The sequence below is a fragment of the Moritella sp. 28 genome, from assembly GCF_018219435.1.
In the GTDB taxonomy this organism is placed as follows: domain Bacteria; phylum Pseudomonadota; class Gammaproteobacteria; order Enterobacterales; family Moritellaceae; genus Moritella.
On sequence record NZ_CP056121.1, the window covers coordinates 3,859,950 to 3,874,938 of the forward strand.

Annotated in this window: 12 protein-coding genes and 1 riboswitch; of the genes, 6 read left to right on the top strand and 6 right to left on the bottom strand. The window is 41.7% G+C overall.

Annotation, left to right across the window (positions count from 1 at the left end; genetic code table 11):
* Positions 1 to 18 precede the first annotated feature (18 nt).
* Complete coding sequence (locus tag HWV02_RS17000; RefSeq protein WP_211688878.1) at positions 19 to 951, bottom strand: VirK/YbjX family protein; 933 nt, start codon at positions 949 to 951, stop codon at positions 19 to 21.
* Positions 952 to 1,307: 356 nt separating this feature from the next.
* Positions 1,308 to 2,762 carry an N-acetylglucosamine-specific PTS transporter subunit IIBC gene (gene nagE, locus HWV02_RS17005; protein ID WP_211676922.1) on the bottom strand — a complete coding sequence of 485 codons (1,455 nt, stop codon included), beginning with the start codon at positions 2,760 to 2,762 and terminating at the stop codon, positions 1,308 to 1,310.
* Between the two features lie 290 nt (positions 2,763 to 3,052).
* Between nagE and nagB the strand changes: the two genes are divergently transcribed.
* The 5 genes from nagB to ribB all read left to right on the top strand — a co-directional run bounded on the left by nagB (position 3,053) and on the right by ribB (position 7,876).
* Positions 3,053 to 3,862 carry a glucosamine-6-phosphate deaminase gene (nagB, locus tag HWV02_RS17010; RefSeq protein WP_211676923.1) on the top strand — a complete coding sequence of 270 codons (810 nt, stop codon included), beginning with the start codon at positions 3,053 to 3,055 and terminating at the stop codon, positions 3,860 to 3,862.
* A gap of 4 nt (positions 3,863 to 3,866) precedes the next feature.
* Positions 3,867 to 5,003 carry an N-acetylglucosamine-6-phosphate deacetylase gene (nagA, locus tag HWV02_RS17015; protein WP_211676924.1) on the top strand — a complete coding sequence of 379 codons (1,137 nt, stop codon included), beginning with the start codon at positions 3,867 to 3,869 and terminating at the stop codon, positions 5,001 to 5,003.
* Between the two features lie 2 nt (positions 5,004 to 5,005).
* Positions 5,006 to 6,232, top strand: a complete 1,227-nt coding sequence (locus HWV02_RS17020; RefSeq protein WP_211676925.1) for an ROK family protein — start codon at positions 5,006 to 5,008, stop codon at positions 6,230 to 6,232.
* A 187-nt stretch (positions 6,233 to 6,419) separates the two neighbouring features.
* Complete coding sequence (gene yciH / locus HWV02_RS17025; protein WP_249185352.1) at positions 6,420 to 6,761, top strand: stress response translation initiation inhibitor YciH; 342 nt, start codon at positions 6,420 to 6,422, stop codon at positions 6,759 to 6,761.
* Between the two features lie 106 nt (positions 6,762 to 6,867).
* Positions 6,868 to 7,113: riboswitch (FMN riboswitch) on the top strand.
* A gap of 109 nt (positions 7,114 to 7,222) precedes the next feature.
* Entirely contained in the window at positions 7,223 to 7,876 is a 654-nt protein-coding gene (gene ribB / locus HWV02_RS17030) for a 3,4-dihydroxy-2-butanone-4-phosphate synthase (RefSeq protein ID WP_211672628.1), read from the top strand.
* A gap of 62 nt (positions 7,877 to 7,938) precedes the next feature.
* Here the strand turns inward: ribB and HWV02_RS17035 are convergent, their stop codons facing one another.
* The 3 genes from HWV02_RS17035 to HWV02_RS17045 form a co-directional block, all read right to left on the bottom strand.
* On the bottom strand, positions 7,939 to 8,337 hold the full coding sequence (locus HWV02_RS17035; RefSeq protein ID WP_211672629.1) for a hypothetical protein: 399 nt from the start codon (positions 8,335 to 8,337) through the stop codon (positions 7,939 to 7,941).
* Between the two features lie 66 nt (positions 8,338 to 8,403).
* Positions 8,404 to 10,920, bottom strand: a complete 2,517-nt coding sequence (locus HWV02_RS17040) for an ABC transporter permease (RefSeq protein WP_211676928.1) — start codon at positions 10,918 to 10,920, stop codon at positions 8,404 to 8,406.
* Complete coding sequence (locus HWV02_RS17045; RefSeq protein ID WP_211688880.1) at positions 10,917 to 11,660, bottom strand: ABC transporter ATP-binding protein; 744 nt, start codon at positions 11,658 to 11,660, stop codon at positions 10,917 to 10,919. Before HWV02_RS17045 ends, HWV02_RS17040 begins: the two co-directional genes overlap by 4 nt.
* Between HWV02_RS17045 and HWV02_RS17050 the strand changes: the two genes are divergently transcribed.
* Positions 11,659 to 12,285, top strand: a complete 627-nt coding sequence (locus HWV02_RS17050; protein WP_211676930.1) for an arylesterase — start codon at positions 11,659 to 11,661, stop codon at positions 12,283 to 12,285. The genes HWV02_RS17045 and HWV02_RS17050 overlap by 2 nt on opposite strands.
* Before the next feature lie 126 nt (positions 12,286 to 12,411).
* Here the strand turns inward: HWV02_RS17050 and HWV02_RS17055 are convergent, their stop codons facing one another.
* Positions 12,412 to 14,844 carry a DNA polymerase II gene (locus HWV02_RS17055; RefSeq protein ID WP_211676931.1) on the bottom strand — a complete coding sequence of 811 codons (2,433 nt, stop codon included), beginning with the start codon at positions 14,842 to 14,844 and terminating at the stop codon, positions 12,412 to 12,414.
* Positions 14,845 to 14,989: the final 145 nt, after the last annotated feature.

Consider the following 14,989-nt stretch of genomic DNA (forward strand, 5'->3'; position numbering starts at 1 on the left):
GTTCAGTGATTCTATCGGCTACATCACCTTAGACAGTGCCAGTTTACGTGCGATTTCTTCCGCTAATGCATCCAGCCATTCGTATCGTTTACGGTACATCGCGCGTTTAGTACGTTTAATGTCTTCTAGATTTTTGCGTATTTCTAGAGGACTTAATTCATAAAGGCTTTCATTATATTTTTCGGCACCCAATGATTCCCAATGCGCATCATAATTAGAAGTGACGGTTTTCTTTTTATATCGGTTGCATTGGTATATATGAGCTTTGTTATTGACCAGTAAAAGACGCTTTACATCCCAAACATTGGCAATGATGGTAAGCATCTTAATCATCATGTCCTTGGGTCTTTGCCCGTGATGCTGCTTAGTAAAGTATTTGATACGTTCATTTATTTCTGGCGAACTCTTAGGGCCTTGTAAGCCACCCACTATTATCGTTCTACCTTCACCAATATTATCACTCACACTGAAGGTGAGCGCATAGAAAACGTTGCCAGTCTCATCGAGTAACTTTAAACCCAAATCACCTTCTTTGTGATTCTTTGCACAATAGCCAAGTGAAACACTATACTCTTGCTCACCAACAAGAAATCGGGTGACTTCTAACCCTTGCGCTGAACTGTACATAGTGAGAGCCGTTTTTTCCGGTAACTGTTCAGTAATAAAATCATAGTGCTCACAAATCAGATTAATTCGTTCAACAGTCCCATTCGTGATATCGACGTAAGGACGAAATATTTTTTGTAAATACTTAGGGTGCTGTTCTAATAATAAATCAAGGTAAGGTGCTTTGATTGCCGCTTGTAGTTTATGGAAATGAGAACGATATGCAAGTGCTTGTAATACAAACTTCAAGCGATAAAACCAGCGGAACTTACGACGTCTAAACGTATTTTTATCCGAGTCAGAAAAAGCGACACCGCTTAATTCGATGAGATTTTTAGTTCGCATTTTATACCTTACTGCTGATGAATAGTTAACACACGTCACACTTTGGTTACATTTAACCACAAAAAAGGTGATCGACATGCAATATTTGATATTTAATTCTATCAATAATGAATTTATAAGTATATAGAATGGCTAAATGGCTTTTATATAGAGTTAGGTAAGGAAAATCTGGAGTGCAGTTAAGGGCCGTAATAACAGAAAATAGGACAGTATAATCGAGGCAAAAAAAAAGCATGACATTTACTGCCATACTTTCTTTAAACTTGATTCTTAAATTAAAGCACAATTACTAATTCGTTAATCAATAGCATGTAACCCATGAATAAAATAACGAACTAGCAAGTCGTAAACAATAATTACACTAATTTTTTAAGTTCGTTCGCAACAAACTCAACCTGTGGGCCAACCACAACCTGTACTGCTGTTTTACTTGGCTTGATTACACCCGGAACATGGCGCTTAAGTTCAGCATCATTGACTAGGCCAGAGTCTTTAACTTCAAGACGTAAACGTGTCGCACAATTATCAATATGGACAAGATTATCTTTGCCGCCTACCAATTCTAAAACTTTACCTGCAACGTCAGCATGTGAAGCTTTACCCGCTTTAGCAGGAGCCGCCGCTTCGTCACCAGCGTCTTCACGACCCGGTGTTTTAAGGTCAAACTTAACAATGATAGTACGGAATGTTACGTAGTAGATTACGAAGAATGCAGCACCTTGAACAAGTAACATATACCATTGTGTTGCTAATGGATTACCTGAAGACAATACTAAGTCAACCAGACCCGCACTGAAACCAAAACCGGCCATCCAATGCATCGAGGCTGCGATGAATAGCGAGAGACCCGTTAGCACGGCATGTATTACATAGAGTACAGGAGCAACAAACATGAATGAAAATTCAATTGGTTCTGTTACGCCCGTGAAGAATGCCGCAAAGCCAGCTGCCATCATGATTGAGGTAACGCTTGCTTTATTTTCAGGTTTAGCAGTATGAATGAAAGCCAATGCAGCACCTAATAGACCGAACATCATGATTGGGAAGAAACCAGCTTGATACATGCCTGTCACACCCGGTACAGCCGTGCCTTCTGCAATTGATTTAGAACCAGCTAAAAAGTTAGGTATATCGTTAATACCTGCTACGTCAAACCAGAATACAGAGCTTAATGCATGGTGAAGACCAACAGGAATAAGCAGACGGTTAAAGAACCCATAAAGACCCGCACCCGCTGGTCCCATATCTTTAATGCCAATACCGAAACCCACTAAACCATCAAAAATCATTGGCCATACATACATAAGCACGAATGAAGCCCCCATCATAACAAAAGATGTTACGATAGGAACAAGACGACGACCACTGAAGAACGTGAGGGCTTTTGGTAATTCAACTTCACTGAAACGGTTATACAATTCAGCTGAAATAACACCCACTAGAATACCAATAAACGGGTTTTGAATTTTAGCAAATGCAGCGGAAACTTGATCAACATCCACACCTTGGATTGCAGCTACTGCAGCCGGTGAAAGCAATGTGGTTACGACTAAGAAGCCAACAAGTCCAGCAAGTGCCGCTGAACCGTCTTTATCTTTTGACATGCCGTAAGCAACACCGACAGCAAATAGAAGGGCCATATTATCAATAATAGCGCCGCCTGATTTGATAAAGAATGCAGCAAATATATTGTCACCACCCCAAGCAACTGGATCAATCCAATAACCAATACCCATTAATATAGCAGCAGCAGGTAGCACTGCTACAGGAACCATCAGTGCTCGACCGATTTTTTGTAAATAGCTAAACATACAGCCATTATCCTTATTTAAGTTTAAATCCAAATCAATGTTTTGTTCTTGTTATGAAACTGTTCAAGTTCCATTAAAAGAACAGACTTTTTACTTACGCCATAACTTATTTCGTAATGTAAAGTAAGAACGATTGAATGACAAACGTAATTCACCTTTAATTCATTACACTGTGATCTATTTCAACCATTTGAGCATAAAAAGACAAGTTTTGATGGCTGGATCCTAAAACTTAATTTACAATTTAAAAAAAGTATCAATTACCATTAAAAAATTATAGAGAGTAACGCATGAGATTAATTCCTTTACTTACCCCTGCTCAAGTTGGTCGCTGGAGCGCTGCTTACATCGCTAACAAGATTAACGCATTCAACCCAACTGCAGACAAGCCGTTTGTATTAGGTCTACCAACTGGCGGAACTCCTCTAACAACCTATAAAGAGCTAATCAAGTTACACCAAACTGGTGAAGTTAGCTTTGAACACGTTGTTACTTTCAACATGGATGAATATGTAGGTATAGATAAAGATCACCCAGAAAGCTACCGCACATTCATGTACAGCAACTTTTTCAATCACGTAAACATTCAAGATAAAAACGTTAACTTACTGAATGGTAATGCTGACGATCTGGATGCTGAATGCCAGCGTTATGAAGACAAAATTAAGAGCTACGGTCAAATTAACCTATTCATGGGTGGCGTTGGCGTTGATGGTCACATCGCATTTAACGAACCAGCTTCATCACTGGCTTCACGCACTCGCATCAAAACACTAACAGAAGACACGCGTATTGCGAATTCACGTTTCTTCGATAACGATATTAGCCAAGTGCCAAGACTCGCGCTTACCGTTGGCGTAGGCACACTATTAGACTCACAAGAAATCTTAGTGTTAATCACAGGTCATAATAAAGCCCAAGCACTTGAAGCGGCTGTCGAAGGTAGTGTTAACCACCTTTGGACAATCTCTGCACTACAGTTACACCCTAAATCAATCATTGCGTGTGACGAACCAGCAACGATGGAATTAAAAGTGAAAACTGTACGCTACTTTAAAGAGCTAGAAGCGGAAAACATTCAAAGCTTTATTACGGAGTAAGTCCATGTATGCACTCACTAATTGCACTATCTATACAAACGACAGTGTGTTAACTGAGCACTGTGTAATTGTCGATGGTGAATACATTCATGACCTGGTTGCTGTCGCAGATTGCCCAGCAAATATCGAACGTATTGACCTTGCCGGTGCAAGCTTAACTGCTGGTTTTATTGATTTACAACTCAATGGTTGCGGTGGTGTATTGTTTAATACGGATATCAGTATTAACACCCTTGAAATCATGCAACAAACCAACGAGCGCTTTGGCTGTACTAGCTACTTGCCAACATTGATCACGGCTACCGATACAGAAATGAAGTCTGCGATTGATACGATGACGGCGTATTTAGAAAAACACAGCAACCAAGCACTCGGCTTGCATTTAGAAGGTCCTTACCTGTCTACAGCGAAGAAAGGCATTCACAGTATTAACCTTATTCGTCGCAGTGAACAAACGATGATCGACCATATCTGTACCAATAGTGCAGTAATCAGCAAAGTAACCTTAGCGCCAGAAAATACTGACGCGGCACACATTGCACAGTTAACCGCTGCAGACGTATTAGTATCAGTTGGCCACACGAACGCAACGTACACCGAATGCATGCAAGGTTTTGAAGCTGGTGCGCGTTTTGCGACGCATTTGTTTAATGCCATGAGCTCAATTACGGGTCGTGATCCAGGTGTTGTTGGCGCAATTTACGATCATAAAGAGGTATACGCCGGTATTATCGTTGATGGCCACCATGTCGATTACGCGAATGTACGTATGAGCCATAAGTTAATGGGCGAAAAATTAGTCTTAGTGACTGATGCCGTCGCGCCAGCGGGGGCCAACATCGAATCTTTTGACTTTGTTGGCACAGAAGTGTTCTATCGTGATGGTAAATGTGTTGGTGCCGATGGTACACTAGGCGGTTCAGCATTAACGATGATCGAAGCAGTTGAAAATACAGTGAAATATGTTGGCTTACCGCTGGCAGAAACACTGCGTATGGCAAACCTATACCCAGCAAAAGCAATTGGTGTAGCAGATAAACTTGGTAGCATTGCAAAAGGCAAAGTTGCGAATTTAACAGCCTTCAATGCCGACTTCACCGTTATCAAAACGATTGTAAACGGAAAAGTGAAAAGCTTCTAATTATGAAACATAGCCCAGTCGCCAATATTGAATTTATTAAACAAGTAAATACCGCTTCTGTTTATCGCCTTATCGATGAACAAAAGCAAATTTCACGTGTCGCTTTAGCAAAACTAAGCGAGCTAGCGCCTGCAAGTATTACGAAGATGGCACGTCAATTAATGGCGGCAGGGTTAATTAAAGAAATTGCACAGCAAGCCTCGACAGGTGGTCGACCAGCGATATCACTGACCTGCGAGATAGAAAAATTTGTCTTTGTAAGTAGTAAACTTGGTCGTAACAATTTAACCATCGCATTGCATGATATTGCAGGGACTAAGCTCACTACTTACCGTGTTGCTTTAGACACTGCACCAGACAACAATGTGATCCCATTTTTATTAGCACAGATTGCCGATTTCATCGACGCTAATATCAATACTGATTTACAACGTTTGATCGCCATTGCAGTGACATCACCCGGTTTGATCGACCGTGAATCAGGTACCATAGTGTATCTACCAAAACACAATCTAAAAGATATTCCACTCGGAAGCCTACTCACCAAAAAGTTTAGTGTTCCCGCGTATATTGCCAACCACACCCAATCGCTGTCATTAGCTGAGTTGTACTTTGGTGCAGCGCAAGATTGCCAAGACAGTGTGTTACTGTCCGTTCATGATGGTGTTGGTTCGGGTATCATTAATAACGGTAAAATCTTTACCAACCACAATAATCAAGTAGGTGAAATAGGACATATTCGCATTGATCCTCTCGGTTTACCTTGTCATTGTGGCAGCCATGGTTGTTTAGAAACGATAGCCTCTAATGAAGCGATCCTTAAACAGATAACAGGGTTAATTAATCAAGGTCACGAAACCAGCCTCACGATCGAAGGCTTAACTATCGAAGGCATCTGTAGTGCCGCAAATAGCGGTGACGAATTAGCCATACAAGTATTGCAACGCGTGAGTAAATTACTCGGTCAAGCAATCGCAATCATCGTTAACTTGTTCAATCCACAAAAATTGTTAATCAAGGGCGAGATTGTCGCAGCAAAAGAATTAATCTTCCCGATTATTGAACACAGTGTACAACAACATGCTTTAGGTAGTTTTGTACCAAACGTAGTGATTAACGAAGCACAGTTTCAAAATGAACCCTCTATGGCCGGCGTAGCGTTAGTCCGAAAAGCGCTATTGGAAGGTAGCCTGCTCAATCATATCATTCATGAATATGATAATAGCTAACGTAATTTCAGAATGAATAATCCGCCTTAAACTCACCAATACAGTTTAGGACGGGCTCATTTCTAGCGTTATCATTTTTACTTTTATTTGCTATAATCTCCTACTCAGCGTTGCTGATGATACCAATGCGTTAAATAAGTAATAATCTATTTATTCGGATTGGTATAATCCCTTTTATTGACTGTTAATGAGTATTGATATGCATTTCGATGACAATATCCGCATGGTTTTCTCAACCGAAAGCGGCCGTATTAAAGAAGAAAAACACGTTGAAACGGCACCTGAAGGTGATGGTATTGTACGTATTCGCCGCGAAACCAAAGGCCGTAAAGGTAAAGGCGCGACGACGATTAGCGGTATAGCATTACCTGAAAAAGAATTAAAAGCGCTAGCGAAAGAATTGAAAAAGAAAAGCGGTGTTGGTGGCAGTGTCAAAGATTTCATCATCGAAATCCAAGGTGATCAGCGTGACATGGCAAAAGAATTTTTAGAGAAAAAAGGCTACACAGTAAAACTCGCAGGCGGCTAATCATCCCACGTAAGCGCTAAACTAACCATCACTTTAAACACTTGTTATTTATCTCAAATCAAGGCAACATAACCTTGTCGACGGTGATCACATGATCATTAATCGATTAAATTCTCAGGGCGGGGTGTAATTCCCCACCGGCGGTAATAATCAGGCGGTCGATTTATTCGTCACCTATTTCAGCCCGCGAGCGCCTAAGTGACTTATGTTTATAAAGTCTTCTGATTTAATAAACATAAGTCACTTAGGGTCAGCAGATCTGGTGAACGCTATGCCCCATAGCCTAGTCCAGAGCCGACGGTAATGTACATACATATCATGTATGGCTAAGTCCGGATGAGAGAGAATGTAAGATGCGTTAACATCTGCCTTGGTAGATGATTAATCACGCACCTCTAATTCTGCACGCCCTGATTCTGGAACCCAATATTTTATATAGTTGTATATTAAGGATTTAAACCATGAATCAGTCTTTACTTTCCCCTTTTGGCAACGCGATCACGCGTGTTGAAACAGCACTAACAGCATTACGTTTAGGCAAAGGGGTTTTAGTTGTTGATGATGAAGACCGCGAAAATGAAGGCGATATGGTGTACGCGGCTGAATCGCTTACCAATGAACAAATGGCATTACTGATCCGAGAAGGCAGTGGTATTGTTTGTGTTTGTCTGCCTGACGAGCGTGTTAAACATTTAGAGCTTGCACCTATGGTTGAGAACAACTCAAGCCAGTATGGTACTGCGTTTACTGTGAGTATCGAAGCGGCCGTTGGCGTAACAACAGGCGTATCGGCTGCTGATCGCGTTACCACAATTAAAGCTGCGATTGCCGATGATGCAATGCCAAGTGATCTGGCACGTCCAGGTCATGTTTACCCGCTACGCGCACAACCAGGTGGTGTATTAACACGCCGTGGCCATACCGAAGGGACCATTGATTTAATGAAACTCGCGGGGCTAAAACCTGCAGGTGTATTATGTGAAGTAACCAATCCTGACGGTACAATGGCACGTTTACCAGAAATCATTACTTTTGGTGAAAAGCACGACTTACCAGTATTAACGATTGAAGATATTGTGACTTATCGCAACGCACAGTTAGATCAAGTCGGTTAATCGTTTTAAATAAAAAGGCACTGTCATTACGATTATTAGCTTCAACTCACGCTCATTTATCGTTAAACATCAGTGCCTTTATACATAGCAACCTTGATAAAGAACACCATAAACAGCAAATCATTTAAGCCGTAGATGGTATAAAATATACCGGCAAATAAGTCTGTTTCATACAGGCTAAATAAATTATGCGTGCTTAGCCAATACACCCATGCGCCCACGTATACCAATTTTTCTATCGCAAAAACTGAGACTAACAAACGAATATTACCCTTGGTCATCGCGGCAGCAAAATATGCCAGTCCCCATACCATGATCATGACTAAACCAAAGTTAGACATCACAACAGGGTCTGCATCATTAATGGCCGTATTACTAAACAATTGCGAGAACGTCAGTACTCCACCAATATTAACCAGCGCAGCTAATATGAGGCCATATTTAATTACCGTTTTATTCATTACGACTTCCTTATTAAATTTCATTTTCCTAGTTAAAATTGAGATGCGGTGTTGAATAAGTTCAAATCACATGGTCCGCCTAATTAGCGTCACACTCGACATATTTAATAAACGCCAACAACTAAGCAAACCAATCAGACCAACAAAGCCCGCACCTGCACCGATCCCTAACAACCAATACTGAAAATGGAACGTCCCTGGCATCTCGAAGATACGACTTTGTAAAATATACACGCCAAGCTCCATGGCAATACTCGCCATCAATCCAGCTAATGCGCCTAAGGCTACAAATTCAAATAACACACTATGACGAAGTAAGCGGCCACTTGCACCAAGGGTACGTAAAATAGCAAGTTCACGTTCACGCTCTTCCATACTCGCTTGTACCTGCGCCACTAATACTAAGCTGCCAGCCAGTACCACCAGCACCAGAATAAACTCAATGGCAATAGAGACCTGCCCTATCACACTTCTTAGCTGGGTAATAATAGCGTCCACATCAATTAAGGTAATGGTCGGATACTGGCTCAAGAAATCCTGCAAAGCATCAGTTGCATCATCTGGTACATATAACGATGAAATATAAGTTACAGGGAAATCAGATAGCACATGCTGGTTAAAAATCATGTAAAAGTTAGGCTGCAGCGTTTGCCAGTTCACTTTACGAATACTGCTCACCATCACTTGTACTTCTTCACTCCCCAATTGGAACGTTAAGTTATCCCCGACAGCGACATCTAACTTATCTGCTAATGTCGATTCGATAGACACTAACGCGCGGGTATCTTCTGGCTGCCACCAGCTACCAGCAATTAAACTATTTTCATAAGGGATCGCATCACGCCAAGTCAGGTTTAGCTCTCGACCCACACCACGGCGGCCATTATCAGCAGACTTAGTTTCTTCCTTACTCACACGTTTAGTCACTTGGTCATCATTAATTTTGGTTAATCGACCACGGACGACGGGAAATAGACCGCTGGATTCAATGCCTAACGCATCAACAAAATTGTCCACTTGCTCGACTTGGCTGGCAGTAATATTGACTAAAAATCGATTGGCACTGTTATCCGGTAATTGCTTCTGCCAGTCATCAATGAGGCCATTCTTCATGACCACAATAATCAATAGCAGTTGAATAGCGATAGTAAAGCTAATCAATTGCACCGCATTTTCATTAGCACGACGTTTCAAATTGGCTAACGCTAAATGCCAAGATTTTCCAGCCTTACTACCCGCAGAACGTCCCACAGACATAAACAGACGACCAATAACGAGCAGTACGAATGCCACCAGCATACCGCCAATTAATAACGCCGCACTCAGCACTGCATCTTGGCTAAACAAATACAGCAGCGTAAAAATAGCGAATATCGCAGGTAGCGGACTCATTAACCTCGTCAACAAACTATTTTCAGCGCCACTATCACGACCGCGTAACAGGATCATCGGCGAAGTATTTACTAACTCTCTTAATGGCGTGATAGCAAAAGCCACAGCGCAAATGATGCCCGTAACAATCGCGACTAAGAAGGGATACGCCATATTACCCGTGGTCGAGGTATCAAGATAATCGCGCATGGCATACAAACCAATATTCAATATCAGATAACCCACAATTAGCCCTAAACTGATACTCAGTACACTCAATAGCGACCAATGCAGGCAATATAGTTTAGTCACATAACGCTTGGATGCACCCATGGCTTTGAACACCGCCACCACAGATTGATGACGCTGACTATAACGACGGCTTGCAACCGCAACTGCAACAGAGGCTAAAACAATCCCCAGCATACTGGCTAATGACAAGTATTTATCCGCTTTAGTTAACGCTCTCGCCAAGGGTGAATTTTGTGATTTGATATCATACCAACGCTGGTTATCAGTCAACTGTGGTTTGAACCATTGCTCAAATTCGGTAATATTGTCGGCTTCTCCGGCGAACAGGTATTTATAACTTAGTCGACTACCCGGTTGAATAAGCTCGGTTCGCTGTACATCTTGAGTATTAATAAACACCACAGGACCAGAACTAAACACACTAAACGACGCATCCGGTATTTGCGTGATCACCCCAGTGACTTTAAAACGCATGACGCCGACTTCAATGCTATCGCCAAGCTTAATGCCTAACTGTCTTAATCCTTTAGCTTCTAACCAAGCTTCACCGTATTTCGGTGAATTAGCCGCAACCGCTTGTGAGGCATCTAACGACGGACTTACCAATAATTCACCGCGTAATGGATAGGTATCCGATACCGCCGATAAGGCCGCCAACGCCATCTGATCATCAGTGAATACCATCGATGACATTTGTATCTGTTGAGCTTGGATTAACGCCAAACTTGTTGCTTTGGCTAATACCGCAGGATCAATAACACTGCCGGTATCCAATACTCGATCCGCTGCAATAAAGGTACTACTCTCGGCGGTTAATGCTTGTTTAACACGACTAGAAAAACCCGATAAAGCAAATACCGCAGACACAGCTAATACAATCGCCAGTAAGATAATGGTCAATTCACCGCGTTTTAATTCGTGTTTTAATAAACGCAGGGAGTGGTTTCGCCAATAACTCATAACGACTCACTTAACTGCTGTTTTGTCGCTAAAGGCTCTGTAACTAAAGACTCAACATTCGCTTCTGTTAACTCGCCACTGTCCATGCTCACTTGGCGCTGGCAACGTGCGGCTAATTTAGGGTCGTGAGTGACTAATATTAAGGTGGTACCCTCTTGCTTGTTAATTTCAAACAACAACTCAGCAATGTGTGATCCCGTTTTGGTGTCTAAGTTACCTGTAGGCTCATCGGCAAAAAGTATGTCGGGTTTAGAAATAAAGGCACGGGCAATCGCCACTCGCTGCTGCTCCCCACCCGACAATTGTGACGGGTAATGTTCGGCTCTGTCGGTTAAATCAACTTTAGCTAATAATTCTCGCGCTAATTGTTCGGGATTATTCATACCTGCTAACTCAGCCGGTAACATGATATTTTCCAATGCTGTTAAGCTATTTATAAGTAAGAACTGCTGAAAAATAAAACCAACATGTTTCGCACGAACCGCACTTCGTTTTTCTTCATTGAATTGGTGCAATGGCTGATTTTTAAGAAAAACTTCACCGCTCGAAGGTAAATCGAGTCCCGCTATAATAGACAATAGGGTAGACTTACCAGAGCCAGACGCACCAACAATCGCTAATGAATCACCTGCTACCACAGTTAAATCCATCGGATGTAATATATCGAGGGTTTTAGCCTCTGTTTTAACTGATTTAGTTAAGGCACTTACTTTTAATATAACGTCGGAATTTAGCTTCATGTTTAAAAATGCCTTTAAAGTATTATTATTGATGGTTACCTTGTTACCTGCAGCACATGCCACAGCTAACCATAAAATTTTGTTATTGGGTGATAGCCTTAGTGCCAGTTATGGTATGACACAAAGTGAAGGCTGGGTAACCCTGCTTAATCAACAGTTAGTAAAGCAAAATGCCCCGTATAATATTATCAATGCCAGTATCAGTGGTGAAACTACCGCTGGCGGCCTGTCTCGGTTACCGGGTATTTTAGCTAAGCAATCAATTGATACACTGATTATCGAACTCGGTGCTAATGATGGTTTACGTGGTTTTCCACCCAAGTTAATCAAAAAAAATCTGACTAAGATGATAGAGCTAGCACACGCGCAGAATATTCCTGTGTATGTGATGAATATTCGTATTCCACCTAATTATGGTCCACGCTACAGCAAAATGTTTACCGATGTATTTACGCAGGTTGGCAGTGAAAAAGACATTACCGTGTTACCATTTTTCATGGAGCAGATCGCTATCGACCCAAGCTTAATGCAGAATGACGGTATTCACCCTAACCGCACTGCACAACCTAAGATTGCCGATATTATGTCAAAGCAATTAGCCGTCATTTATAGTGAGCATAACTAATATTGATGACTGAATAACCCATGTTGATAAATCCATAACATATTAAGATAAACTAGTTTGTCTTAATATGTCAGGATACGTTTCACAAATGCGGGTAAAGTACTGTCAGGGGGAGTTGTGGTAGGATTAAAATAATCCCATTTGTTGATCGGTTATCAAATCAAAACTCAAGCCAATAAATGGCAAGATACCATCAGCAATAGGTTTAATTTGTTTTTCAATGTAATGCTCAAAATCAAGTACCGAATGTTGATGCTCGACAGCTTCAGGGCCACTCAGGGTTAACACATAACTGATCCACGCTTTATGCTGATAACGTAACGGTTGCCCTAATTGGCGATTCTTCTCATCAGCAGCGCGCGCCGCTTTTACATGTGGCGGCACGTTCTTCACATAAGCAGACAATTCTTGGCGTAAACGCTTACGATAAACCAACTTATCGTTAAATTCACCAGCTAAGGTCCTTTCTACAATTTCCAGCACATAATCTTCGACTGCTAAGCCATGAAATACCCGATGGTATAACTCCATTTGGAACATCTTGGCTAAGTCAGTCCAATCGGTACGTACGGTTTCCAGCCCTTTGAAAATCAGTTTTTCACCGTCTTTGGTATTCACTAATCCGGCATAGCGCTTTTTACTGCCTTTATCTAATCCACGGATAGTCGGCATTAAAAACTTGTGATAATGCACTTCGTATTCAATATCTAAGAAACAGTCGATATCGTAATCTTCACGTAGGTGTCGTTGCCACTGCTGGTTAATATATTCTGACAGCTCTTTGCCCATGCGATCGGCTTGTTCGCTACGATCACCCTCGGTAAACTTGGCGGCATCGAGTAATACAAAGGTGGAATCGGTATCGCCGTAAATCACCTTATATCCCTGCTCTTCGATCCATTTTGCGGTAGTCTGCATGATTTCTTGCCCACGCATGGTGATCGACGAGGCTAAACGGGTATCATAAAAACGACAACCGCCCGACCCTAACACACCATAAAACGAATTCATTAAGATTTTAATGGCCTGTGAACGGGCAGCATCTTTATCGAGTTTGGCTTGATCGCGCTGCGACCACAGTTCGGTAATAATATCGGGAAGGTAATGCTTTTCACGATCAAACAAACCACCACGGAAACCCGGAATCGCCTCAGTCGGGTTTTGAACCCCTTCTAGTAACCCTACCGGATCAATTTTAAAGGTGCGAATAATTGACGGATACAGACTTTTAAAATCCAGTACGATGACATGATCATACAAGCCAGGAAATGAATCCATCACATAACCGCCAGGACTTGCCATTACCCCACTCTCACGCAGATTTGGCGCGATATAACCCGCTCGATGTAACTTAGGCAAGTATACGTTGGTAAACGCCAATACCGATCCACCGTTACGATCTAGCTCTAAACCGGTTAACTGTGAGCGTAATAACAAGAAATCCAACAAACGGGTTTTAACAAAAATATCCCACACTAAGACGCAATCTTGCAAGTTGTATTTCGCTAGCTTGACCTTGTTAAAATAAAAATCGTGGTTGATCTGTTCCATGCGGTTATCCACATCGTCAGTATCTTTACCGACACCAAGTATCTCTTGCGCCACGTTTTCTAAACTAAAGCTGGGAAAGCTATAAGTTGCGGTTTTTAGACTATCAATACCGTCAACGACAACACGACCGTGTAAAGTCAGAAAGCCTTGTTGTTGTGGGGTACGGCCATCTCGCCAATGCAGGTTTTGCCCACCTCGACCCAATGCTAATTTAAGATTATGGAATGTGGCACGTTGGGCTAATAAACGGAAATCAAAGTTAATTACATTCCAACCAATAAAGATGTCGGGATCGTAACTGATCACAAAGGCTTGCAGCGCCAGTAATAAACTTTTCTCGTCGGCAACCCAATGGATTAACGGCTCGCTTTCAGGAGTTTGTGCTAAATCGCGCTCAGGCTGCTCACCTATCATGTATACCCGTTTAAAGGGCTGACCATCAGGGCAATAGGCTGGGCTTAATGAATACAAACCAATAGAGTAAAGCTCACCGTGTTCTGAACATTCGATATCCAGTGAGATCTGTTTTATTTTATCGACTAAGTTATCAGGCAGTTCCGCTGGTTTAAGCTGCGCTTGTTGAAATTCAACATAGCCTTTACGTTGTACAGGCGTGCCCATGAACTCGACTGCGCCTTTGATAAAACGCTCCATTAAGTAACGCTCAGGCGGGCGAATATCGGCTTCTAATACAGTGACCAGCTTACGTCTTAATAACTCTTGTGCGCGGTGAAAATCATGCGAAGTCCGGAAATAAAAGGCACTCATGAATTCTAAATCAAAACTGCGCATTTTCAGATTTTTATAAGTAAAACGTGGATTCAATTCACTTAAACAAGCTAATGCTGTGGTAAGTTGATCTTGAGGAATGAACATCACCAGCGGCTGAGTTGCCGGGATCAGTTTAACCGCACCCATTTCAGATGCTAACCAGTAGCTTAATTCATTGTTACCATTACGATCACGGCTATGGCGCGATAATAAAAAACCCAGATATGTAGCAGACAAAATTAACCAGAAAAAGTTGTTTAAGACTGGTTAAGTGTACAGCATTTTTAGAGGCGTGAAAATATTTACACAAAGTCGTAATCTGATGCCATCATTTGTTAGTTATATGTTATAAAGCTTACTGGAATTACTAATTAACAATTTT

Excerpts from the sequence above, each read along its gene's own strand:
- HWV02_RS17000 (WP_211688878.1), bottom strand. The coding sequence starts at position 951 with ATGCGAACTAAAAATCTCATCGAATTAAGCGGTGTCGCTTTTTCTGAC.
- nagE (WP_211676922.1), bottom strand. The coding sequence starts at position 2,762 with ATGTTTAGCTATTTACAAAAAATCGGTCGAGCACTGATGGTTCCTGTA.
- nagB (WP_211676923.1), top strand. The coding sequence starts at position 3,053 with ATGAGATTAATTCCTTTACTTACCCCTGCTCAAGTTGGTCGCTGGAGC.
- nagA (WP_211676924.1), top strand. The coding sequence starts at position 3,867 with ATGTATGCACTCACTAATTGCACTATCTATACAAACGACAGTGTGTTA.
- HWV02_RS17020 (WP_211676925.1), top strand. The coding sequence starts at position 5,006 with ATGAAACATAGCCCAGTCGCCAATATTGAATTTATTAAACAAGTAAAT.
- yciH (WP_249185352.1), top strand. The coding sequence starts at position 6,420 with ATGAGTATTGATATGCATTTCGATGACAATATCCGCATGGTTTTCTCA.
- ribB (WP_211672628.1), top strand. The coding sequence starts at position 7,223 with ATGAATCAGTCTTTACTTTCCCCTTTTGGCAACGCGATCACGCGTGTT.
- HWV02_RS17035 (WP_211672629.1), bottom strand. The coding sequence starts at position 8,337 with ATGAATAAAACGGTAATTAAATATGGCCTCATATTAGCTGCGCTGGTT.
- HWV02_RS17040 (WP_211676928.1), bottom strand. The coding sequence starts at position 10,920 with ATGAGTTATTGGCGAAACCACTCCCTGCGTTTATTAAAACACGAATTA.
- HWV02_RS17050 (WP_211676930.1), top strand. The coding sequence starts at position 11,659 with ATGTTTAAAAATGCCTTTAAAGTATTATTATTGATGGTTACCTTGTTA.
- HWV02_RS17045 (WP_211688880.1), bottom strand. The coding sequence starts at position 11,660 with ATGAAGCTAAATTCCGACGTTATATTAAAAGTAAGTGCCTTAACTAAA.